This window comes from Paenibacillus konkukensis (genome assembly GCF_023523925.1).
Classification (GTDB): domain Bacteria; phylum Bacillota; class Bacilli; order Paenibacillales; family NBRC-103111; genus Paenibacillus_S; species Paenibacillus_S doosanensis.
Genome location: NZ_CP027059.1, coordinates 1,378,706 through 1,399,212, shown reverse-complemented (window position 1 = coordinate 1,399,212; position 20,507 = coordinate 1,378,706). Strand labels below are relative to the sequence as shown.

Annotated in this window: 27 protein-coding genes; 24 read left to right on the top strand and 3 right to left on the bottom strand. The window is 52.5% G+C overall.

The window, feature by feature from the left end; translation table 11 throughout:
- The first annotated feature begins 14 nt into the window (after positions 1-14).
- From efp to SK3146_RS06190, 5 genes are all read left to right on the top strand, one after another.
- Positions 15-572: an elongation factor P gene (efp, locus tag SK3146_RS06210; protein ID WP_249864264.1), complete on the top strand. Its 558-nt coding sequence runs from the start codon at positions 15-17 to the stop codon at positions 570-572.
- 338 nt (positions 573-910) lie between these two features.
- Positions 911-1,543 carry a histidine phosphatase family protein gene (locus SK3146_RS06205; protein WP_249864263.1) on the top strand — a complete coding sequence of 211 codons (633 nt, stop codon included), beginning with the start codon at positions 911-913 and terminating at the stop codon, positions 1,541-1,543.
- A gap of 91 nt (positions 1,544-1,634) precedes the next feature.
- The gene (locus SK3146_RS06200; protein ID WP_249864262.1) at positions 1,635-2,096 is read left to right on the top strand and encodes a VanZ family protein; all 462 of its coding nucleotides are present in this window, start codon (positions 1,635-1,637) and stop codon (positions 2,094-2,096) included.
- A gap of 31 nt (positions 2,097-2,127) precedes the next feature.
- The gene (locus SK3146_RS06195; protein ID WP_249864261.1) at positions 2,128-2,703 is read left to right on the top strand and encodes a histidine phosphatase family protein; all 576 of its coding nucleotides are present in this window, start codon (positions 2,128-2,130) and stop codon (positions 2,701-2,703) included.
- Positions 2,704-2,790: 87 nt separating this feature from the next.
- Positions 2,791-4,047, top strand: a complete 1,257-nt coding sequence (locus SK3146_RS06190; protein WP_249864260.1) for an aspartate kinase — start codon at positions 2,791-2,793, stop codon at positions 4,045-4,047.
- Positions 4,048-4,085: 38 nt separating this feature from the next.
- On the opposite strand, the gene SK3146_RS06185 is transcribed toward SK3146_RS06190, so the two are convergent.
- The 3 genes from SK3146_RS06185 to SK3146_RS06175 all read right to left on the bottom strand — a co-directional run bounded on the left by SK3146_RS06185 (position 4,086) and on the right by SK3146_RS06175 (position 6,252).
- The gene (locus SK3146_RS06185) at positions 4,086-4,550 is read right to left on the bottom strand and encodes a DUF441 domain-containing protein (RefSeq protein ID WP_249864259.1); all 465 of its coding nucleotides are present in this window, start codon (positions 4,548-4,550) and stop codon (positions 4,086-4,088) included.
- Positions 4,551-4,638: 88 nt separating this feature from the next.
- Complete coding sequence (locus SK3146_RS06180; RefSeq protein ID WP_249864258.1) at positions 4,639-5,376, bottom strand: 2-phosphosulfolactate phosphatase; 738 nt, start codon at positions 5,374-5,376, stop codon at positions 4,639-4,641.
- 39 nt (positions 5,377-5,415) lie between these two features.
- Positions 5,416-6,252: a phosphosulfolactate synthase gene (locus SK3146_RS06175; RefSeq protein WP_249864257.1), complete on the bottom strand. Its 837-nt coding sequence runs from the start codon at positions 6,250-6,252 to the stop codon at positions 5,416-5,418.
- A gap of 175 nt (positions 6,253-6,427) precedes the next feature.
- Here SK3146_RS06175 and SK3146_RS06170 point away from each other — a divergent pair, with 175 nt between their 5' ends.
- From SK3146_RS06170 to SK3146_RS06080, 19 genes are all read left to right on the top strand, one after another.
- Positions 6,428-6,694, top strand: coding sequence for a YqhV family protein (locus tag SK3146_RS06170; RefSeq protein ID WP_249864256.1), 267 nt, complete (start codon positions 6,428-6,430; stop codon positions 6,692-6,694).
- Between the two features lie 70 nt (positions 6,695-6,764).
- Positions 6,765-7,877: a stage III sporulation protein AA gene (gene spoIIIAA / locus SK3146_RS06165; RefSeq protein ID WP_249864255.1), complete on the top strand. Its 1,113-nt coding sequence runs from the start codon at positions 6,765-6,767 to the stop codon at positions 7,875-7,877.
- On the top strand, positions 7,871-8,389 hold the full coding sequence (gene spoIIIAB / locus SK3146_RS06160) for a stage III sporulation protein SpoIIIAB (protein ID WP_249864254.1): 519 nt from the start codon (positions 7,871-7,873) through the stop codon (positions 8,387-8,389). The genes spoIIIAA and spoIIIAB overlap by 7 nt, the downstream gene beginning before the upstream one ends.
- A gap of 41 nt (positions 8,390-8,430) precedes the next feature.
- The gene (gene spoIIIAC / locus SK3146_RS06155) at positions 8,431-8,634 is read left to right on the top strand and encodes a stage III sporulation protein AC (RefSeq protein ID WP_089199203.1); all 204 of its coding nucleotides are present in this window, start codon (positions 8,431-8,433) and stop codon (positions 8,632-8,634) included.
- An 18-nt stretch (positions 8,635-8,652) separates the two neighbouring features.
- Positions 8,653-9,042, top strand: coding sequence for a stage III sporulation protein AD (gene spoIIIAD, locus SK3146_RS06150; RefSeq protein WP_249866196.1), 390 nt, complete (start codon positions 8,653-8,655; stop codon positions 9,040-9,042).
- Between the two features lie 30 nt (positions 9,043-9,072).
- The gene (gene spoIIIAE / locus SK3146_RS06145; protein ID WP_249866195.1) at positions 9,073-10,305 is read left to right on the top strand and encodes a stage III sporulation protein AE; all 1,233 of its coding nucleotides are present in this window, start codon (positions 9,073-9,075) and stop codon (positions 10,303-10,305) included.
- Positions 10,306-10,337: 32 nt separating this feature from the next.
- A complete protein-coding gene (locus SK3146_RS06140; RefSeq protein ID WP_249864253.1) occupies positions 10,338-11,096 on the top strand; it encodes a stage III sporulation protein AF in 759 nt (252 codons plus the stop codon).
- Positions 11,097-11,148: 52 nt separating this feature from the next.
- On the top strand, positions 11,149-11,763 hold the full coding sequence (gene spoIIIAG / locus SK3146_RS06135) for a stage III sporulation protein AG (RefSeq protein WP_434006890.1): 615 nt from the start codon (positions 11,149-11,151) through the stop codon (positions 11,761-11,763).
- 36 nt (positions 11,764-11,799) lie between these two features.
- A complete protein-coding gene (locus tag SK3146_RS06130) occupies positions 11,800-12,600 on the top strand; it encodes a SpoIIIAH-like family protein (protein ID WP_249864251.1) in 801 nt (266 codons plus the stop codon).
- A 262-nt stretch (positions 12,601-12,862) separates the two neighbouring features.
- Positions 12,863-13,369 (top strand): acetyl-CoA carboxylase biotin carboxyl carrier protein, encoded by a 507-nt coding sequence (gene accB, locus SK3146_RS06125; protein ID WP_249864250.1) that lies wholly within the window; start codon positions 12,863-12,865, stop codon positions 13,367-13,369.
- Positions 13,370-13,613: 244 nt separating this feature from the next.
- Positions 13,614-14,972, top strand: coding sequence for an acetyl-CoA carboxylase biotin carboxylase subunit (accC, locus tag SK3146_RS06120; protein WP_249864249.1), 1,359 nt, complete (start codon positions 13,614-13,616; stop codon positions 14,970-14,972).
- 197 nt (positions 14,973-15,169) lie between these two features.
- Complete coding sequence (locus SK3146_RS06115) at positions 15,170-15,580, top strand: Asp23/Gls24 family envelope stress response protein (RefSeq protein ID WP_249864248.1); 411 nt, start codon at positions 15,170-15,172, stop codon at positions 15,578-15,580.
- 75 nt (positions 15,581-15,655) lie between these two features.
- Positions 15,656-16,216 carry an alkaline shock response membrane anchor protein AmaP gene (amaP, locus tag SK3146_RS06110; RefSeq protein ID WP_249864247.1) on the top strand — a complete coding sequence of 187 codons (561 nt, stop codon included), beginning with the start codon at positions 15,656-15,658 and terminating at the stop codon, positions 16,214-16,216.
- A 14-nt stretch (positions 16,217-16,230) separates the two neighbouring features.
- Entirely contained in the window at positions 16,231-16,470 is a 240-nt protein-coding gene (locus SK3146_RS06105; protein ID WP_249864246.1) for a DUF2273 domain-containing protein, read from the top strand.
- 108 nt (positions 16,471-16,578) lie between these two features.
- Complete coding sequence (gene nusB / locus SK3146_RS06100; RefSeq protein WP_249864245.1) at positions 16,579-17,031, top strand: transcription antitermination factor NusB; 453 nt, start codon at positions 16,579-16,581, stop codon at positions 17,029-17,031.
- Between the two features lie 53 nt (positions 17,032-17,084).
- On the top strand, positions 17,085-17,954 hold the full coding sequence (gene folD, locus SK3146_RS06095; RefSeq protein WP_249864244.1) for a bifunctional methylenetetrahydrofolate dehydrogenase/methenyltetrahydrofolate cyclohydrolase FolD: 870 nt from the start codon (positions 17,085-17,087) through the stop codon (positions 17,952-17,954).
- Positions 17,955-17,957: 3 nt separating this feature from the next.
- Entirely contained in the window at positions 17,958-19,334 is a 1,377-nt protein-coding gene (gene xseA / locus SK3146_RS06090) for an exodeoxyribonuclease VII large subunit (RefSeq protein ID WP_249864243.1), read from the top strand.
- Positions 19,309-19,563: an exodeoxyribonuclease VII small subunit gene (gene xseB / locus SK3146_RS06085; protein WP_249864242.1), complete on the top strand. Its 255-nt coding sequence runs from the start codon at positions 19,309-19,311 to the stop codon at positions 19,561-19,563. Before xseA ends, xseB begins: the two co-directional genes overlap by 26 nt.
- Positions 19,560-20,465, top strand: a complete 906-nt coding sequence (locus tag SK3146_RS06080; protein WP_249864241.1) for a polyprenyl synthetase family protein — start codon at positions 19,560-19,562, stop codon at positions 20,463-20,465. Before xseB ends, SK3146_RS06080 begins: the two co-directional genes overlap by 4 nt.
- Positions 20,466-20,507 lie beyond the last annotated feature (42 nt).

The following is a 20,507-nucleotide window of genomic DNA, read 5'->3' as shown; positions in this document are numbered from 1 at the left end:
GGAGGTTTTTTTACGTGGTATCAGTAAACGATTTTAAGACAGGCTTAACTATCGAAGTGGACGGCGACTTGTTCACTGTAATCGATTTCCAACACGTCAAACCGGGTAAAGGCGCCGCTTTCGTACGCTCCAAGCTGAAAAACTTGCGTAACGGCAACACTGTTGAACGTACGTTCCGCGCAGGCGAAAACGTAGGCCGCGCACATATCGAAAACCGTGAAATGCAATATTTGTATGCCAGCGGTCAAGACCATACGTTCATGGATACCGAAACTTACGATCAATTCAGCTTGCCTGCCAAACAATTGGAATGGGAGCTGAACTTCCTCAAAGAAAACATGATGATCCACATCATGAGCTACCAAGGCGAAATTCTCGGCATCAACCTGCCTAACAGCATCGAGCTGAAGGTCGTGGAAACCGAGCCAGGCATCAAAGGCAACACGGCTACCGGCGCAACGAAGAACGCGAAGCTGGAAACCGGCTTGAACGTTCAAGTTCCTTTGTTCATCAACGAAGGCGATATGCTCCTGATCGATTCGCGCGAGGGTAAATATATCTCCCGCGCCTAAGCCAATGCGGTACAAGCTCCTGCTAAGCCATAAAGACAGACGATCCGTTTTGTCCGGCGGCCCCGTGCAGGGGCTTTTTTTGTTGTTTAGGAAATGATGCGCAGCCATATCCTGTGGATATCCGTGGGCTCCCCCGAAAGTTAATGTCTACCCATAGAACGATCCCAGAGGAAGGGTTAGACGCCGATCCAGCTTAGGCTGGATGCGGACGGAATAAGCTTCAGAGCATCACGTCACTTTTGGGGGATTTGTTCGTTCTTCATTTAAACGTTTACAAGGCAACTTGCAAAATGTTATATTTGGAAAATATAGGTTTTTGAGAGAGGGTAATCCCTATAATGGAAAAGAAGACGACGATGTACTTAACGAGACATGGGGAGACGGAGTGGAACGTAGAGAAGCGAATGCAAGGGCACAGCGATTCTCCGTTAACGCCCCTCGGCGTGTTTCAAGCGGCCTGTCTCGGCGATGCGCTGCGGACGGTTCCGTTCGATGCCATCTATTCCAGCTCCAGTAAAAGGACAGTTGCGACGGCGGAAGTCATCCGCGGCAGCAGGCAGACTGCCATTATTGCGCAGGATGCGCTGAGAGAGATTCGCCTGGGAGAATGGGAAGGGAAGACCGGAAGCTATATCCGCGAGAAAGACCCCGAAGCGTACCGGATGTTTTGGAACGAACCGCATTTATATCAGCCTGCGAATCAAGGGGAATCGTTCTATGAGCTTTATGATAGAGTGATTCCGTGGATCAAGGAGGCGGCCGCTTCTCATCTGGGCGAGCAAATTCTAATCGTTACCCACGCGATTACCTTGAAGCTGCTGATGGCCTACTTCGAAGGAAGGCCGCTAGCCGAGCTATGGAGCCCTCCGATATTGGAGCCGACCGCATTATGCAAAGTCGTGATTCAAGACGGCAAAGAATGCATCGAGCTTCACGGGGATACGTCGCATTACCGGGAGCTTAAGCTATGATCGGACTGGCGGCAGGCGAGAAGACGGCGCATCGGTCCTGCGGCGATAAGATCGTCGGCATCCGCTTCTTTCCTGCGGAGGAGGGAGCTTCGTGAATACATATCGGCCAAGGCAGCTTGTCCGGGCGGCGGCTTGGGTTATTTTCTCAAGCTATACGCTGTTTATCATTTATCTGTTGTTCTTCGGATTTTCCCGCTCGGGCCGAACGGAACGCTCGTACAATATCGTTCCGTTCAAAACCGTATGGAGCTATTTCGTCTATTTCCGGCATTATGATTTGGATATTTGGATCATCAATGTGTTCGGCAACGTGGCGGCTTTCGTGCCGTTCGGATTTTTCATCCCCTGGCTGTTCCCTTCGTTTAACCGCTGGCTGGCTGTCGCCAAGCTGCTGTTCTGGCTGCTTCTTGCGGTCGAAACGCTGCAGTTCGTCTTTAAGGTCGGCAGCTTCGATGTCGACGATATTTTGCTCAATGTGCTCGGGGGCTTGCTTGGATTTGCATTGTTTGTCGCGGCGATGGGATGTAAGACGGGCCGCGGAAGCATACAATGATATACAACAACAAGATGCGAGGTGGCGGAAGATGGACATTGTATTCGTTCGTCATGGTCAGGGGGAGCATACGCAGAACATCCCGCAAAGCTATCAGGTGAATGATCCGGGATTGACGGAATCGGGCCGGAGGCAGGCTGCGGAACTGAGGGAGCGGCTGCCGCTTACTATTGACGACGCGGTCATTGCAAGCCCGACAAGGAGGACGCTGCAAACCGCCGCAATTTGGTGCGGGGATTCGTCGGCAAGCCGCTTTGCGCATCCGTCCGTAGGGCCGAGACAATTTCCTCTCAAATACGATTTTCAGACGCTCGTCTGCGACAGGACGATGGATCGCGAACGGATCGCTGCGGAATTTGCGGATTTCCTGCTGCCTCCCGATGTTCCCGATTATATTTGGCTGCAGGGCGTCAATACGCTGCCGATCGTCTTGTTTGAGACTTGGGCTCAGCAGTTTTTGATATGGTGCAAGCGTCTCGGCAAAGAAAAGGTGTACGTCGTCTCCCACGACGGGACGATAGCTTCTTATATGCAGTATATTACCGGTCGTACCCTTACTCGAATCGATATGCTGAGCGAGGCGGAGTGGTTTCCCGTATCGGTATGATTCGACATTTTTCTACTTCAATGATAGACATTCTTATGGTATAATGATACATTGTTATGCAAAAGTTTCGGTAGGGAGTGAACAGCTTTGTCTCTTATTGTGATGAAATTCGGCGGCAGTTCCGTTGGTGACGCGGAACGGATGAAGCGCGTAGCCAATCGGGTAGTAGAGAGACAGCGGGAAGGCAATAAGTGTGTCGTTGTCGTTTCTGCCATGGGAGATACTACGGATGATTTGATAGACTTGTCTAAGCAAATTTGTACGATTACACCGCCAGCGCGCGAGATGGATATGCTGCTTTCCACCGGCGAACAAGTATCCGTAGCTTTATTGTCGATGGCGATCCAAAGCCTGGGACAACCTGCGGTATCCTTTACCGGCTGGCAGGCCGGGATGTATACGGAGGCGGTTCACGGCAAAGCGAGAATTTCCGATATTCAGCCTGACCGCATACTCAAGGCGCTGGAGCAAGGAAATGTCGTTATCGTTGCCGGGTTCCAAGGGATGACGGAGGAAGGCGAGATTACGACGCTCGGCCGCGGAGGCTCCGATACGACTGCCGTTGCTTTGGCTGCAGCCGTTCAAGCGGACGTATGCGAAATTTTTACCGACGTCGACGGTATTTATTCGACCGATCCGCGCATTGTCAAATGTGCGCGCAAGCTCCCTGAGATCACTTATGACGAAATGCTGGAATTGGCTAATCTGGGCGCCGCCGTGCTCCACCCGAGAGCCGTCGAATACGCCAAAAATTATAATGTGCCGCTGGTCGTAAGATCCAGCTTTAACCATAATGAAGGTACGAATGTGAAGGAGGAAGCGGCGATGGAGCAAGGAATCGTAGTTCGCGGCATTGCAAGCGATAAAAATGTGGCAAGAATCAGTATCCTCGGAGTCGAGGAAAAAGTGGGCCAATTGGCCAAAGTATTTACGGCTCTGGCCAAAGAGCAAATTGATGTGGATATTATCGTCCAAAGCGGCGTCATGAACGGGCTGGCCGATTTCTCCTTCACCGTTTCATTGAGCGATAAAGAAAGAGCGCTTGAAGTTATTCAAGGCATCCGCGACGAAGTCGGCTTCCGCGAAGTATCGTCGCAGGAAAATCTGGTCAAAGTATCCATCGTCGGTGCAGGGATGGTCAGCACTCCGGGAGTAGCCGCCAAAATGTTCGAAGCCATCTCCGACCTCGGATTGAGCATCAACATGGTGAGCACGTCCGAAATTAAAACGTCCTGCGTCATCGATAACAGCCGTTTGAACGAAGTGATTCAAGCGCTGCATACGGCTTACGGCTTGGACACCGATTCGCAGGCATTCGTCGGCGGCCCTGCGGAAAGACGCTAATCGTCGTTCCCTGCTTCCGAGCGTCATATAAACCGTTCTTATTTCAGCTTATCGAACACAAGCGTAAACAGCTTAAACAAAAAGGCTGTAATTCCCGCGGCCATCAGAGGGCCGACAGGAATTCCTTTCAGGAAGATAATCCCAAAGATAGAACCGATGACAAGACCCACAATTAATTGTGGGTCTATTTTTAATAGCTCGAGGCCTTTACCGTTCATGTAGGTTGCAATAGCTCCGCCCAGCAGCGCAAGAATGCCGGGCCAGGTCGTAAACATGCTGGTGACGTCCTTGAACGTGATCCGTTCGCTGGCGAAAGGGACAAGTACGCCCATCGTCAAAAACAAAAGCCCCAGCTCCAAGCCTCTGCGCTCGATCGTAGGCAAATAGCGGTCAAGATGGATCAGCTTCACAATAAGCAGGACGCAGGCGGCGGTCGTAATAATATGCGAGCGTCCGAGCAAGCCGATAATGATGAGGACTACCAGAAGGATGTCACCGTTCATCGTAGGACTCCTTGTCTCATAGATTTCTTTTTTTAGTGTATGAGTAGGAGCCGAATTTAGAACCCGGCTTTGCCGCCTTCGCCTTGCATTAGGAGAGCCGGGAGAGAGAAGTCGCGAGCAATTTGCCTTCGCGTACGACCGGCACGAGCGAAATCGTGTTGGCCTGCGAGCAGTAGATGACATCTTCCCGGAAGCCGAGCTTGCTCAGCCTTCTGCCGTTGGAGCAATGAAGCAAAGCCTGCGTCAGGTCGGATTGCACTTGTTTATAAGCATATTGCATGCTAAGCCCGAAATCGCATATATCGCATTCGATGCCGGAAGAGCCGGCCATTCGGGCGAGCTCCTCTACGATCAGGCCGGCGCAGACGCCGTCCTCCAAAGCGAATACATCCTGCGTGCCCGAGCAAAGGATGACAATGTCCTTGTTGAGCGCGGCGGCTTCCGCGGCGCAGGCTTTGCCGTTCAGCAGCGAGCCGGCGAGGATCGCCGACGCCTTATGCGCTTTCTGGATGGCGCGGGTGCCGTTGGTCGTCGTCATGACGATCGTCTGGCCCGCAATCCGCGCATCCGTATATTCGAGAGGCGAGTTGCCGAGATCGAATCCGGGGATTTTCCGGCAAGCGCGTTCTCCGCCCAGCAGCCAGCCGGACTGATGCAGATGCTTAGCTTGGAGGACCGTCTCTACCGGGTAAATGGCTGCGCAGCCATGGGTCAACGCCGTCAGCATCGTGCTTGTCGCCCGAAGGACGTCGATGACGATGACGGTTTTGTTCACCAGGTCATCGGCTCTTGCCTCGTTGACGCTGGGTATGACTAATATTTCCACTTGGATGCCTCCTAAGTTTTTTTTTGCGCCAGCAACCGTTTAAATTTCCCAGTTGCCGCTGCCGTCATCGCGGGTATTGGTTTGCCCGAGATGGAACGTATCCGAGCGCAGACCTCTCCTCAGCGCCTCTAATGAGATAATATCCGCAGGTAAAATATTGCCCAGATTAATATCTGTGCCAAGGGAATTCAGCAGATGCACCTGCTGGTCTTTATTCGGAGCTTCCCACAGCAGCAAGTGCTTGCTCGGAACCTGCTTTAGCACCTGCTCAATTTCCTTGTCCTTGCAATCTCCGTTCTCGTCGTAAATTCCGACGCCTTTTCCCGATTCCCTTCCCTCAATCGTAATCAGGCTGGCTCCCATCTGTGCATCGATCACAACCGTTTCGATCAGTTCATCAATCTCGATCGACGATCCCCAGCATTTTTTTCCATACTCCGTAATGACGGTATAGCCGGATTGACAAGCCCGGTCAATCAGTTCGCTGCGTAAGCTCCGATCGACTTCGATCGTTCCGTCGGATATTTCCAGTCCGCTGAATCCCAAAAAAGCGGCCATGTCGAAAAAATCGTCAACCGCGCCTTGCCGTATGGCGATTTCGAGGAACGTACCTCCGGGATAAACCAGGATATCGTGTTCTTTGGCCAACTCAATTTTTTGTCTGAGCAGCTTTGTCGTATAGAGCGGTGAAGTGCCGAAACCGAATTTCAACATATCTACATAAGCTCCGGCAGTTTGAAGCATATCATCTAGCGCGTAAATGCCCATGCCTTTGTCAATGATCATCGTTTTGCCGCAGATTCTCGGTTTTTCGGTTCGTTTGCCTGTCGGATCGCTGAGCAGGGGATGCCACTTGAGATGTGACGTTACCTCCATGTCCTATCGCCTCGCTGTTAACAATTTTTGGTTTCCATTACTAGGTCATCATATGCAATTTAATTTAGGGGTGTGCCCATGATGCCTAAAATGAGACGAGCTTGCATAGATTGATAGAGAAGCTGAGCGTGAACTAGCGCCGGCGACTATATTCGGAGGAAACTGGGGGAGAACGATGATCAACAAAATTGTGCTAAGTATGGCGAGTCTGCGGCTGCTTTCGGGAAGCATCGAGATTATAGCGGCGCTGATCATGCTTCGGCTGAATCAAATTGACAAAGCGCTGCTGGTCAATACGGGATTGGCCATGGTCGGTCCGTTCGTTCTGTTGACGACGACGACGCTCGGGCTGATAGGGATGGCGGAGAAGCTGTCCTACGGCAAAATGCTGTGGGTGCTGGTCGGCGTCAGCTGCATTTTTATAGGAATATTGAAGAAGTAAACAGTCATATTTAAGTCGGCCAAGCATACACATAATTATTAAAGATGGACAGCTTGGGGGGATGAAAGGTATGCATTCGCTTCTCCGGCTTTTTTCTGTCCCTCTGCGCCAAAGACTAGCAACTCTACCAAATCAGGTGATACAGCAAATACAAGAGATCCGGGTTCGCGAAGCGCGGCCGCTGGAAATTGTATGGGGACAGCATTACAGCTTTGTCGCTGAGGCTTCGGGGTTATGCGTCGATCCGGATCTCGCTTACAAGCCGACCCGGGAAGATTGCGCTACCCTGCTTGAGATGCTCACGCAGCATTCGCTCTATACCTTCGACGAAGAACTGCGCCGCGGCTACATTACAGTACAAGGCGGCCACCGGATCGGACTGGCCGGCAGGGCGGTGCTTGAGCAAGGAAAGGTCAAGCATCTGAAGGAAGTCAGCAGCTTCAATATCCGCGTTGCGAGCGAAAGGAAAGGAGCCGCGGAAAAGACGCTTCCTTATTTGGTCGACCGGACTGGCCGAAGCGTCCACCATACGCTGGTCGTATCGCCTCCGCAGAAGGGCAAGACGACGCTGATTCGGGATCTTGCCAGAATGATCAGCAGCGGACCTTCAGACCCTTCGAACCGCTGGCTGGAGCGGGGGTTCAAGGTAGGCATCGTCGATGAACGCTCCGAAATCGCCGCTTGCGACAAAGGCGTTCCCCGATTCGAGCTGGGACCGCGTACCGATGTGCTGGACGCGTGCCCGAAGGCGGAAGGGATGATGATGATGATCCGTTCGATGTCGCCGGAAATTTTGATTGTCGATGAGATCGGGCGGGCGGAGGACGCCGCGGCCATCCACGAAGCGATTCATGCCGGCATTCGCGTGATCGCGACGGCGCACGGTCTTCACCTTGCCGATGTTCGGAAGCGTCCCGTGCTTAAGGAGCTGCTGCAGGAAGAGGTGTTTACCCGCATCGTCGTGCTGGCGAGATCCGGGGAACCGGGAACGCTGGAGGGCGTCTATGACGCCTCTGGAGCGAAGCTGACTCATCCGGAATCCGTTCGCAGCGGCGCCGGCGGGAGGGAGAAAACCGGCAGCGGGCCGGCGCCCGGCAAGGAGGCGCCCCTCGATTGGACGAGGAACGGCAGCTTGTACGTGCAGAGTCCGTCCATGAAAGGGAGGGAGGGAACATCATGCTGAAGCTGCTTGGGGCGATGATGATTTTGCTGGCGGGAACGCTGTTCGGATTTTATCAGGCGCAGCAGTATTCCCGGAGGCCGAAGCAAATCGCCGATATGATCCGTTCCCTGCAGCGGCTGGAGACCGAGATCGTCTACGGCCATACGCCTTTGGAAGAGGCGCTAAGGAAGGTCGAGGCGACTTGCCCGCAGCCTGTGAACGCCGTCTTCCGCAGCGCCGCCGAGGAGCTGGCTCAGGCGAACGGCCGGTCGGTTCAGCATATATGGCAGCATGCGATCGCCGAGCATTGGAAGAATACGTCCATGAAAGGCGGCGAGCAGGAGATCGTCCGCCAACTGGGATTTACGCTCGGTTTGTCGGATAGCGGGGATCAGGTGAAGCATCTCCGGCTTGCGCTGCAGCAGCTTCAAGGGGAGCTGGAGGGCGCTCAGGAGGAACGCAAGCGTTACGAGAGCATGTGGAGGAGTCTGGGGCTGTTAATGGGCGCTTTGATCGTTATTTTGATGTATTAGTCGGCAAGAAGCAGTTTCAGGCTAGGGGTGAGGTGCCACGAATGAACGTAGATGTAAACGCGATATTTCAGATTGCCGGAATCGGAATAATTATCGCGATGATTCACACCGTCCTCAAACAAATGGGGAAAGAAGATATGGCGCATTGGGTTACAGTCATCGGTTTTGTCGTCGTTCTGTTTATGGTAGTCAGCCTTCTCGACAGTCTCTTTAAGGAAATCAAGACCATCTTCTTATTCCAGTAGGCGCAGGTGAAGCAAACCGTGGAGATTATACAAATCGTCGGACTGGGCCTCATCGCTACCGTGCTGATTCTCATCATCAAAGAGCAAAAGCCGATGTTCGCCTTTCTGCTGGCCGCATTTACCGGAATCGTCATCTTCTTGTTTCTGATCGGAAAGATCGCCTCCGTTATTAAAGTGCTGGAGGATTTGGCGAACAATGCGCACATCAACATGATCTTTCTGAAAACGATATTGAAGATCATCGGTATCGCCTATATAGCCGAGTTCGGAGCGCAAATCGTCCGCGATGCCGGACAGGAATCGATCGCCTCCAAGATTGAATTATCCGGAAAAATATTGATTATGGTCATGGCCATACCGATCGTATCCGTCATCATTGAGACCGTAGTCAAGCTGTTGCCCGCTTAAAGTATACGTGCCAGGAGATGAAGCCTAATGATGCAGCGACAATGGACTTCCGTCAGCAGAGGGCACGGCAGGGGAGCCTTCCGTATCATTTTGATGATCCTGCTGCTTTCAAGCTTAACGTGCGCTTTGGCTTCGGCCAAAGAGAGCTCGGCGGCAAGCGCAAGCTCCACGCCGGTGCAGCAGATTGTCAAGGAGCAGGCGGAGCGGCTGAATACGGATCAAGTGGAACAGTACTGGAATCAACTGATGAAGCAATACGGCGGATATTTCCCCGACAACAAGACGCCAACGTTTATGGAGCTCTTGACGGGCGGTAAGGATATCGGCATCGGCTCTATTTTTTCCGGCATCTTCCGCTACTTCTTTCACGAGCTGCTGTATAACGGCAAGCTGCTGGCCGCCATAGTCGTCCTGACGATCTTCAGCATGCTGCTCGAAACGTTGCAGAGCTCCTTTGAAAAAAATACGGTCAGCAAGGTAGCCTACGCTATCTGCTTCATGGTCCTGATGATCATGGCCGTCAACAGCTTCAGCGTCGCCATCGGCTATGCGAACAATGCCATCTCGGAGATGATTCATTTTATGGTGGCGGTGATTCCGATTTTACTGACGCTGCTCGCTTCGATGGGGAATGTCGTATCCGTATCGGTGCTCCATCCGCTCATCGTGTTCATGGTTCATGCTGTAGGGACCGCAATATATTTGGTCGTGTTCCCGCTGTTGTTCTTCTCAAGCGTGCTTCACATCGTCAGCTCGTTATCGGACAAATATAAAGTGACACAGCTTGCCAATCTGTTAAGAACGATCAGCCTGGGGTGTCTCGGAATGTTCGTCACGGTATTCTTGGGGGTCATCTCCGTCAGGGGCGCAGGCAGCGCCGTAGCCGACGGGGTGACCATCCGAACGGCCAAATATATTGCGGGCAATTTTGTCCCTGTAGTGGGACGGATGTTCTCCGATGCATCGGAGACGGTAATCGGCGCTTCGCTGCTCGTCAAGAATGCGATCGGACTGGCGGGCGTCGTCATCATCCTGATGCTCTGCGCGTTCCCGGCGTTGAAAATAATGGCTCTCGCCTTGATATACAACCTGTCCGCCGCGGTGCTGCAGCCGCTTGGAGACAATCCGATGATCGCATGTCTGGAAACGATCGGCAAAAGCTTGATCTACGTATTCGCCGCCTTGGCGGTCGTAGGGCTGATGTTTTTTCTGGCGATCACGATTTTGATCACGGCGGGCAATTTATCGGTCATGATGCGCTGAATCGTTAACGAAGCCAGAGAGGGGCGTTGATCTTGGAATGGTTAGGCGGCTTGCTCAAATCCATTATCGTCGTTATCTTGCTTGCCACGTTCGTGGACATCCTGCTGCCCACCCAGTCGATGCAGCGCTACGTCAAGACGGTCATGAGTCTGTTCATTCTGTTGATGCTGCTGCAGCCGCTGTTTTCCATCGTGCAAAAAAATGCTTCGATCGACCAGCTGCTGGCCGACGCGATGAATTCAATGACCTCCCGGAGCGGGAGTCTCCTGGCATCGGGACCGGTGCAAGGCGGGACGCAGCAGATGGCGTCTCTTGGAACGATCCAGCAGCAAGCCGAGGATTTGAAAAATCGGCAGGAAGAGCAGTCGCAGCGGATTATGGAGCAGCAGATCGAAGATTTGATGAAGAAGTCCATCGAGCGGACGACAGGAGAGGTCACCGTACAAAGCATCAAAGTCGAGACGGGCAAAGACAGCTCGGGCCAACTCCAAATCATGAGCGTCAGCGTAAACGCAGTCCCTGCGGACAAGGAAGCGGCGCAGCGGCAAGCCTCTTCCGCGGGGACGTCGAAAGAGCCGGTGAAACCGGTGCAGATTGAGCCGGTAAAGCCTGTAACGATCCAGATCGGCCCCGGAAGCCCGGCTGCGGCGAGCGATACCCCCGCAAGCTCTGACGGGAGCGAGGATTACGAGCAGCAGCGGACGAAAATTCGAATGGCGCTAAATAAAGAATGGCAGGTGCCGCTTGACCGCATTGCCGTCGAAGTGGCTGCAAATAAAACGAAATCGTGAAATACCGGTTTGCAATAAGGAGGTGAGCCGATTGGGCAGTTTTATGAAATGGATGGAAAAATGGCTGGGCGGAGGACCTAACGGGACGAAGCGGGTCAAGACCTTCCGCTGGCTGCTGTTGATGGGACTTGCGGGTGCGGCGTTTATGATACTCAATACTTATATTACCGTGAAGGATGTCGATCCCATTAATGAGGGGAGGGCGTCGCCGCAACCGCAGTCGCAGCCGGCGTTCGCCTCCGGGAGCAGCAAGGAACGCACCGCGTTTCGGGAATACGAGGATGCGTATGAATCGCAGTTAAAAGAGATTTTATCCAAAATCGTCGGGGTAGGCGACGTGGAAGTACTGGTTACGATCGATTCGACGGAGGAGGTCGCAGTCGAACGGAATACGAAAGAATCGCAGCAGGTGACCGACGAGAAAGATCAGCACGGCGCCACGCGCCATGTCACCGATGTAACGCGAAGCGGCGAGGTTGTTCTCTACGAAGTGTCTAACGGCAAGCAGCCGCTCGTGCTCAAATATATTAAGCCCAAAATAAGGGGTGTCTTGGTCGTCGCCAGAGGCGCGGAAAATTTGACGGTGAAAAAAATGATCACGGAAGCGGTCGAACGAGGCCTTGACGTTCCTGCCAACAAAATATCGATTTTGCCTCGCAAACAATAATTATCCAAATATAAACCAAATCAAGGAGGATTTACAATGAATACGAAAAGACAAACAATTTGGTTAGTATCCATGCTCAGCCTGATGGTCGTATTATCTGCCTACTATTTGTTCACAGAGGATGTCAACAAGCTTGATTTTGCCGCAGAAAGCACTGTAACCGATCCTTCGGCCAAAGAAATCGTCGTCAATACGAATGATTTGAACGGCAAACAGCCTGCCGCAGACGCCAAATCCGGCGCTCAAACAGATGTCAAGACCGATGCGGCGGCTCCGGCCGGCAAGCAGCAAACGACGGATTCGACGAAGACGGATGCAAAAGCAAGCGGCGCCAAAGCCGAAACGTCCACCGATGCCAAAACGAATGCGGATACCGGTGCCAAGCAGGACGCCAAAGCCGACCCGCAGGCGACAAGCAAAGCTAACGAAGAGCAAGTGAGCGCGGCCGACGCCAAAGTTTTGCAGCAGGTTCAAACGCAAGCCAAATCCGGAACCGATTATTTCATTAGTCTGGGGCTGAAGCGCGACGAAGATTTGGCGAAACAGTCCGAGAAATGGGTAACGATTTTGTCCGATACGAAGCAAACGGCGGAAGCGGCGGCCAATGCGGCTACAGAGCTGAAAAAAATCGAAGAAAACTCGGCTAAAGTCAGCGATCTCGAAGAAAGCTTGATGAAGGACTTCCCGCAAGCGGTCATCACCGAAGAAGGCTCCAAATGGAAAGTGACCGTACAAAGCACGAAGCTGGAAAAAAGTCAAGCCGTCAGCATCGTCGACAAAGTCATGCAGGAAATGAACGTCGGCCCCGACAAAGTCGTCGTGCAATATATCCCGTAAGCGGGCAAAAGAACCGAAATAAGCAGGTTGCGAGAGTCCGGCCAGGCGCCGGGCTCTTGCTGTTTTGCCAATTGAATCGCGCCTCCTCCGGGTGAATCTCCTGAAGAGTAAGATCGGATTGCTAACGGCGGACGGGAAGCGGCCTCAAGCTTGTCGATAAAAGTCGCATTCAGGCGATGTTCCAAGAAACTCTTTCCTTGGACAAACTTTATGATATAATAACAACGTCGTTGTTTCACCAATGTCTGAAGGAGTGAATCTTGTGTTTAAACTAAGCGAAATCAAGGAATTGATCAAACTTATCGATCAAACCTCTTTACAAGAGTTAGAAATTGAAAGCGAAGGCTCCCGCCTTTTGATTCGTAAACCAAATAAAACGGAATCGGTTGTTGTAGCTGCAGCTCCGGTTCAATCTGCTTACGCTCCGGTTATCGGACAAGCGTCCGTACAACAGCCGGCGGTACAAGCCCCTGCAGCGGAAGCGGCTACGGCCTCTGCTGCCGGAAAAGCGGCCAATGTAGACGCTGGCTTACATACGATCGTTTCTCCGATGGTCGGTACGTTCTACGAAGCCCCGTCTCCAGGCGCGTCGGCCTTCGTATCCAAAGGCAGCGCGGTGAAAGAGAAAACGGTCGTTTGCATTATCGAAGCGATGAAGCTGATGAACGAGATCGAAGCCGAAATCAAAGGCGAAATCGTAGAAGTGCTGGTTGAGAACGGGCAGCTTGTGGAATACGGCCAGCCGTTATTCCTGGTGAAGCCGGAATAATGCACTAAGCAAAACTCAAAAGCGAGTGCTTACGAAGAAAGCTTTGCTAACGCAAAGCTCAGCAAATGCTTACGAAGTCAGTTTTGCTTTCAGCAAAACTCAAAAGCGAGTGCTTACGAAGAAAGCTTTGCTAACGCAAAGCTCAGCAAATGCTTACGAAGTCAGTTTTGCTTTCAGCAAAACTCAAAAGCGAGTGCTTACGAAGAAAGCTTTGCTAACGCAAAGCTCTCAGGAGGAGAACCCATTGAAGTTTCAAAAAATATTAGTAGCTAACCGCGGTGAAATCGCCGTACGGATCATCCGGGCTTGTCAAGAGCTCGGCATTTCCACCGTCGCGGTCTATTCCGAAGCGGATCGTGAAGCGCTGCATGTTCGCCTCGCGGACGAGGCATACTGCATCGGACCGACTTTGTCCAAGGACAGCTATTTGAATTTGACCAATATTTTGAGCGTAGCGACTCTGACCGAGACCGACGCCATTCATCCGGGGTATGGATTTTTGGCGGAGAACGCCGACTTTGCGGACATTTGCGAGAGCTGCAATATTACCTTTATCGGACCATCGGCCGACGCGATCAGCCGCATGGGCGACAAATCGGTAGCCAAACAGACGATGAAGGAAGCGAACGTACCGGTCATCCCAGGCTCCGACGGGCTTGTGGAGGACATGGAGGATGCGATTCGTCTCGGACGCGAGATCGGTTATCCCGTGATCATTAAAGCGACGGCCGGAGGCGGCGGCAAGGGAATCCGAATCGCCGACAACGAAGAAATGCTGATCCAGCAAATTACGACGGCTCAGCAGGAAGCCCAGAAGGCTTTCGGCAACGCTGGCGTCTATTTGGAAAAATATTTGACCGGCATGAAGCACGTGGAAATTCAAATTCTTGCCGATAAGCACGGCAACGTCGTGCATTTGGGCGAGCGCGACTGCTCCGTGCAGCGCAGACGCCAGAAGCTGGTAGAGGAAGCTCCTTGTCCGGTCTTAACGCCGGAAACCCGCGCTGCGATGGGCGAAGCGGCGGTACGCGCGGCCAAAGCCGTGCAATATTCGGGAGCGGGAACGCTTGAATTTTTGCTCGGCCCGGACGGGCAGTTTTATTTCATGGAAATGAATACGCGCATCCAGGTAGAGCATCCGGTTACCGAGCTGATTACCGGAATCGATATTATTAAAGAGATGATCCACGTAGCCGAAGGTGAGCCGCTGTCCTTTACTCAGGACGAGGTCAAAATCGACGGCTGGGCGATCGAATGCAGAATTAACGCCGAAGACTCGACGCGCAATTTTATGCCGTCCGCTGGACAAATCCAGTTTTATTTGCCGCCGGGCGGATTCGGCGTCCGCGTCGACAGCGCCGCGTATCCGGGATACACGATATCGCCGCATTACGACTCGATGATCGCGAAGCTCATCGTTTGGGGCAAAGATCGCGGGGAAGCGATTCAGCGGATGAAACGGGCGCTTTCGGAATTTACGATCGAAGGGATTCATTCTACGATTCCGTTTCATTTGAAGCTGCTTGAGCATAAGAAATTTATAGCGGGCGACTTCGACATCAAGTTCCTCGAAGAGCATGATGTGAACGATCCGAATTCTTAAAACCGTTATTTGTCATATTTTTTGGATAATGGTATAGTTACGATAAGACAAGTTTTGTGAAATGACGCATATGCATTAAGTAAGCGCCGATTGATTGATGAACTAGCCGGGAGAGTCGGATACTTATCCGGTCATCGGTTTGCCGGCGTTTGCGGAGCATGGTTTGCAACCGCAAAACTTCCAAGGAGGTTCCTTTTATGACAATGATTGCTGCCGATTATGAAAAGACTGATATGGGCACGATTCAAATTGCCCCCGAGGTCATCGAAATTATTGCCGGAATGGCAACGATCGAGGTTCCGGGCGTGGCGGGGATGAGCGGCGGATTCGCAGGCGGCATCGCCGAGCTGCTGGGCCGCAAAAACATGTCCAAGGGCGTAAAGGTCGATGTAGGCCAGAGAGAAGCGGCGATTGACGTCTCCATAGTCATCGAGTTCGGCACGAGAATACCTGAAGTTGCTTCCGGTGTGCAGCAAAATGTGAAACATGCGATTGAATCCATGACGGGACTCAGCGTCGTTCAAGTGAATGTGCACATTCATGATGTCATTTTCAAGGGTGCGGACAAAGTGGAAGAGGTTGAGGTAACGCCTACCAGAGTCAAGTAGACACGTAAATATGCACTTGGCAAACCCCCTTCAACCTGCAAGGGGGTTTCCTCTAATTGGAAGGAGTCCGGTTGTGTGATCAAAGTTATCGACAGACTGCTGCTTTTTTTGTTTAGCCTGGCTATTTTGATCGGATGCGGATTTTTGCTTGTAGGCGCATTCGGATGGATTTCTTATGAAACCGCCATATCTTTCATACATAGCGTTTATTACGATATGGATACGGCGCTGATCTTTATTGCGCTGGCCGTCATCGTCGCGCTTATCAGCATACGCTTTTTATTCGTGTCGGTGCGCAGAGGCAAAGCCGACGTTCCTTCTATCGATCAGCGTACGGATTTCGGGGATATTCGCATTTCCATCGAGACGGTGGAAAACTTGGCTTTGAAGGCGGCACGGCGTTCCCGCGGCGTCAAGGATTTGAAAGCCCGCATCAGAGTCAGCCAAGCGGGACTGGAAATTATTATCCGCGCCATCGTGGACGGGGAGAGCTCGATACCGCAGCTCACGGAGGAGATGCAGGCCGGCATCAAAACCCATATCGAAGAAATTACCGGCATTCCCGTAGCTCTCGTTTCCGTATTCATCGCTAACATTCAGCAGGCATCCCCCACTTTTAAAAGTAGAGTGGAATAGAGGTGATCGCCCAGATGTGGATTCGGCTGTGGGAACAACTATGGGAGGCGCATAGAGGGAAAACGCTCTTCACCCTATTGGGAGCGGTATTAGGACTTATTTACTTGATTTGCGGTCTATGGCATATGTTAATTTTTGTCCTAATCGTATATACTTGTTATCATATAGGGAAAAGAGTGGACCGTGGCGAACGGGCCGTTCCCGTAAAAGAAATGTGGCGCTGGTTAATGGACAAATGGAGATTGTTTAGATGAAATCCCTGGTTCTATCCAAGGATTTTTTTGTTTGCTGGATAGGTTATGATGTAAATGCTTACGATGCAGGCTTTTCTTCGAAAAGCCCTTAGGAGGAAAACAAACGCAATGAGAAGAAGATTGGCAAGGGAACTGGCGCTCCAAAGCCTGTACCAAATGGAAATGAACGAAGTCAGCTCCAAAGAAGCGATAGCCCATGTGGTGGAAGAAGCGCAAACCGAGGACGAAGGACAGCTCACCAAGGACCAGGATAACATCGCGGCCGAGGATATAGCAGAGCTGGTGGAAGGCACCGCTTCGCGCAAAGAACGCATTGACGAGCTGCTGATGGACTATTTGAAGGGCTACAAGATGGACAGGCTGTCCAAAGTAGACCGGGAAATTTTGCGGCTTGCGACTTATGAAATGGTATATCGCGACGATGTTCCGCCGAAGGTGGTCGTGAACGAAGCGATTGAATTGGCCAAGCATTTCGGAACGGATGAGTCGGGGAAATTCGTTAACGGCGTATTGGGGAAAATGATCAAGGAGCTCGACGCCATCAAGTCCAAAAGCTTGTAGCACTGGATAGACGTACCGTTACCTTACATTATATGGGAAGGGGATTGTAAATCATGACAGCGCAAGTCATTAACGGAAAAGAAATCGTCGCTGCTTACCGGGCGCGAATCAAGGAGGAAGTCGAGCGTCTGACGGAAGGGGGCTGTCAGCCCGGCCTCGCGGTAGTTATCGTCGGAGACGACCCGGCCTCTCATGTTTACGTGCGCAACAAAGCCAAGGCTTGCGAAGAAGCGGGCATTTATTCCGAAGTGCACAAGCTGCCGGGAGATACTCCGGAATCGGAAGTACTCGCCCTTATCGGGCAATTGAACGTCAACGACCGAATCCACGGCATTCTCGTGCAGTCTCCGCTGCCGAAGCATATTTCCGAGGAGAAAATCGTCGAGGCAATCGCCGTTCACAAGGATGCGGACTGCTTTCACCCGGTTAATGTAGGCAATCTGATGATCGGCAAGGAAGGCCCGGCCCCGTGTACGCCTGCTGGCGTTATCGAAATTTTGAAGCATATCGGCACAGACATCGCCGGCAAGCATGCCGTCGTCATAGGCCGGAGCAATATCGTGGGCAAGCCGATGGCGATTTTGCTGCTCAGAGAGCATGCGACGGTTACCGTCGTCCATTCCAGAACGCCTAATCTGGCGGAAATTACCCGTCAGGCGGACATTTTGGTTGCCGCGGTGGGCAAAGCCAAAATGGTGAAGAAGGAGCATGTCAAGCCGGGAGCCATCGTCATCGATGTAGGAATTAACCGGCTCGATACCGGCAAGCTGGCGGGTGACGTCGATTTCGACGACGTGCTGGAGACGGCGGGCTATATTACTCCCGTACCCGGCTGCGTAGGGCCGATGACCATTACCATTTTGCTGAAAAATACGCTGGAAGCGGCCAAACGCGCGGCGGCGCAGCTGCAAGCGAATGTATAAACGATGAAAGAAAAGCCAATATTTTCTATTAAAGATTTAAATCGATATATCAAAATGAAGCTGGAAAGCGATCATGTGCTTCAGGACGTATGGGTGAGAGGGGAAATCTCCAATTTCACCCATCATTCCAGCGGGCATATGTACTTCACGTTGAAGGATAAAGACAGTCGTTTGAAAAGCATCATGTTCGCTTCGAACAACCAGCGTCTCGCCTTCATTCCGCGAGAGGGCACGAAAGTGCTCGCCTGCGGCAACGTATCGGTATATGAACGCGACGGGCAGTACCAGTTTTATGTGTCGCAGATGCAGCCCGACGGCATCGGCAGCCTGTATTTGGCCTTTGAACAGCTGAAGAAAAAGCTGGAGAGCGAAGGGTTGTTCGCCGTCTCCAGGAAAAAGCCGATACCCCGTTTCCCGAAAGCGATCGGCGTTATAACTTCGCCTACAGGAGCGGCTGTGCGCGATATTATGATTACGCTTCAGCGGCGTCATCCCAATATGCCGGTGCTGCTGTATCCCGTGCTGGTGCAAGGGAAACAGGCGGCTCCGTCGATCGTGAAGGCGATCGAAACGATGAACGCGCTGAATGAAGTCGACGTGCTGATCGTCGGACGGGGCGGCGGTTCGTTGGAGGAACTGTGGGCATTTAATGAAGAGAGCGTGGCGCGGGCTATTTTTGCCTCCGGTATACCGGTGATTTCCGCGGTCGGACATGAAACCGATTTTACGATCTCCGACTTTGTGGCCGATCTGAGAGCGGCTACGCCTACGGCTGCAGCCGAACTTGCGGTTCCGCATCATATGGAGCTGAAGCAGCAGCTCGGTTTCTTGAATCAGCAGCTGTACGGCGCGCTGTCGAGCAGGCTTAAGCAGGGGAGAGAGCGGCTGACGCGGGCGCAGAAATCGCAAGTGCTGGTGAACCCCCGCAGGCAGCTGCTTGTGCAACCGATGGAGCGTCTGGACCGTACTAAAGAGCAGCTGGTGTTCCAGCTCCGCAGCAAATTGGCCAAGCTTCAGGAACGTAAGATGAGATCGGACAAGCATTTGTCCGCGTTTAATCCGAAGGAGCAGGTCATTTATGCCCGCAAACGGCTTGACGCCGCCGGACGCCAATTGCAGTCGACGATACAGCAGGTGAGGAAACAAAAGCAGCAGGAGCTCGTTTCCGTCATCCGCCATCTGGATGCGCTTAGTCCGCTTAAGGTGATGCAGCGCGGATACGGATTGATCTACGACGAGGGCGAGAAAAAACTGGTGAAGTCCATTCAGCAGGTGCAGATCGGGGATGTCTTAAAGGTAAGACTGATGGATGGACGCGTGGATTGTCATGTGTGGTCAATGGAGGAGAAGCAAAATGACACAACCGGAAACGACGCCTAGCTTTGAGCAGGCGATGGATAAGCTGGAAACGATTGTGGCCCGGCTGGAGAGCGGCGATGTTCCTTTGGAACAGGCGATCGAGCTGTTTCAGGAAGGGATGAAGCTATCGCAGCTGTGCGGCCAAAAGCTCGAACAGGTCGAGCGCAAGATTGAAATATTGCTTGAACAGGAAGGCGGCTTGGTGAAGAAGCCTTTCAGTCCCGCTGATGAGAAAGGTGACATAGGATGATTACGGACAGTTCCATAAAGCAATACTTAGAACAAAAAGCGGCGTTAATCGAATCCGAACTGCTGGAATCTCTTCCGCCCGTGTGGAACATTCCTGACAGCTTGAGGGAATCCATGATGTATTCTTTAATGGCCGGCGGCAAAAGGCTGCGTCCGATCATGGTGCTTGCGGCTGTAGAAGCGCTGAACGGAAGCTCGGAGGAGGCTCTCCCCGTCGCCTGTGCCGTGGAGATGATCCACACGTATTCGCTCATTCACGACGACTTGCCTGCGATGGACAACGACGACTACCGCAGAGGCAAGCTGACGAACCATAAAGTGTACGGGGAAGCGATGGCCATTCTGGCCGGAGACGGATTGCTGACCCATGCGTTCTATTCCATCGTGCAGTCTTACCGTGCTTACGGCGTCCCGGCGGAGCAAATCGTAGAGATCGTCGAGGATTTGTCGAAGCTGTCGGGAGCCGCGGGAATGGTCGGCGGCCAAGCGGCCGATATGCTCGGAGAGCAGGGAATTACCGGGCTGGAGCAGCTTGAGTATATTCATCTGCATAAGACGAGCGATCTGATCGTATTCTCTTTAAAGGCAGGCGGCCATTTGGGAGGAGCGACGCCGAAGCAGCTGCAGGCGCTGGAGAAATTCGGCGAAAAGATCGGTCTCGCCTTCCAAATTCAGGACGATATTCTTGACGTCATCGGCGATGAAGAGAAGCTCGGCAAGCCGGTAAACAGCGACGAAAAGCAGCACAAGGTGACTTATCCTTACTTTGTCGGGATCGAAGCTTCCAAAGAGAAGGTCGTTCAGCTGACAGATCAGGGCAAGCAAGCTATCATCGACGCGGGATTTCCGTATCCAGACCGGCTTCTGCAAATCGCGGACTATATGATGAGCCGGGACCACTAGCTAAAAAGAAGCGATTTTGTCCGGCAAACGGCCGGTCCGTCG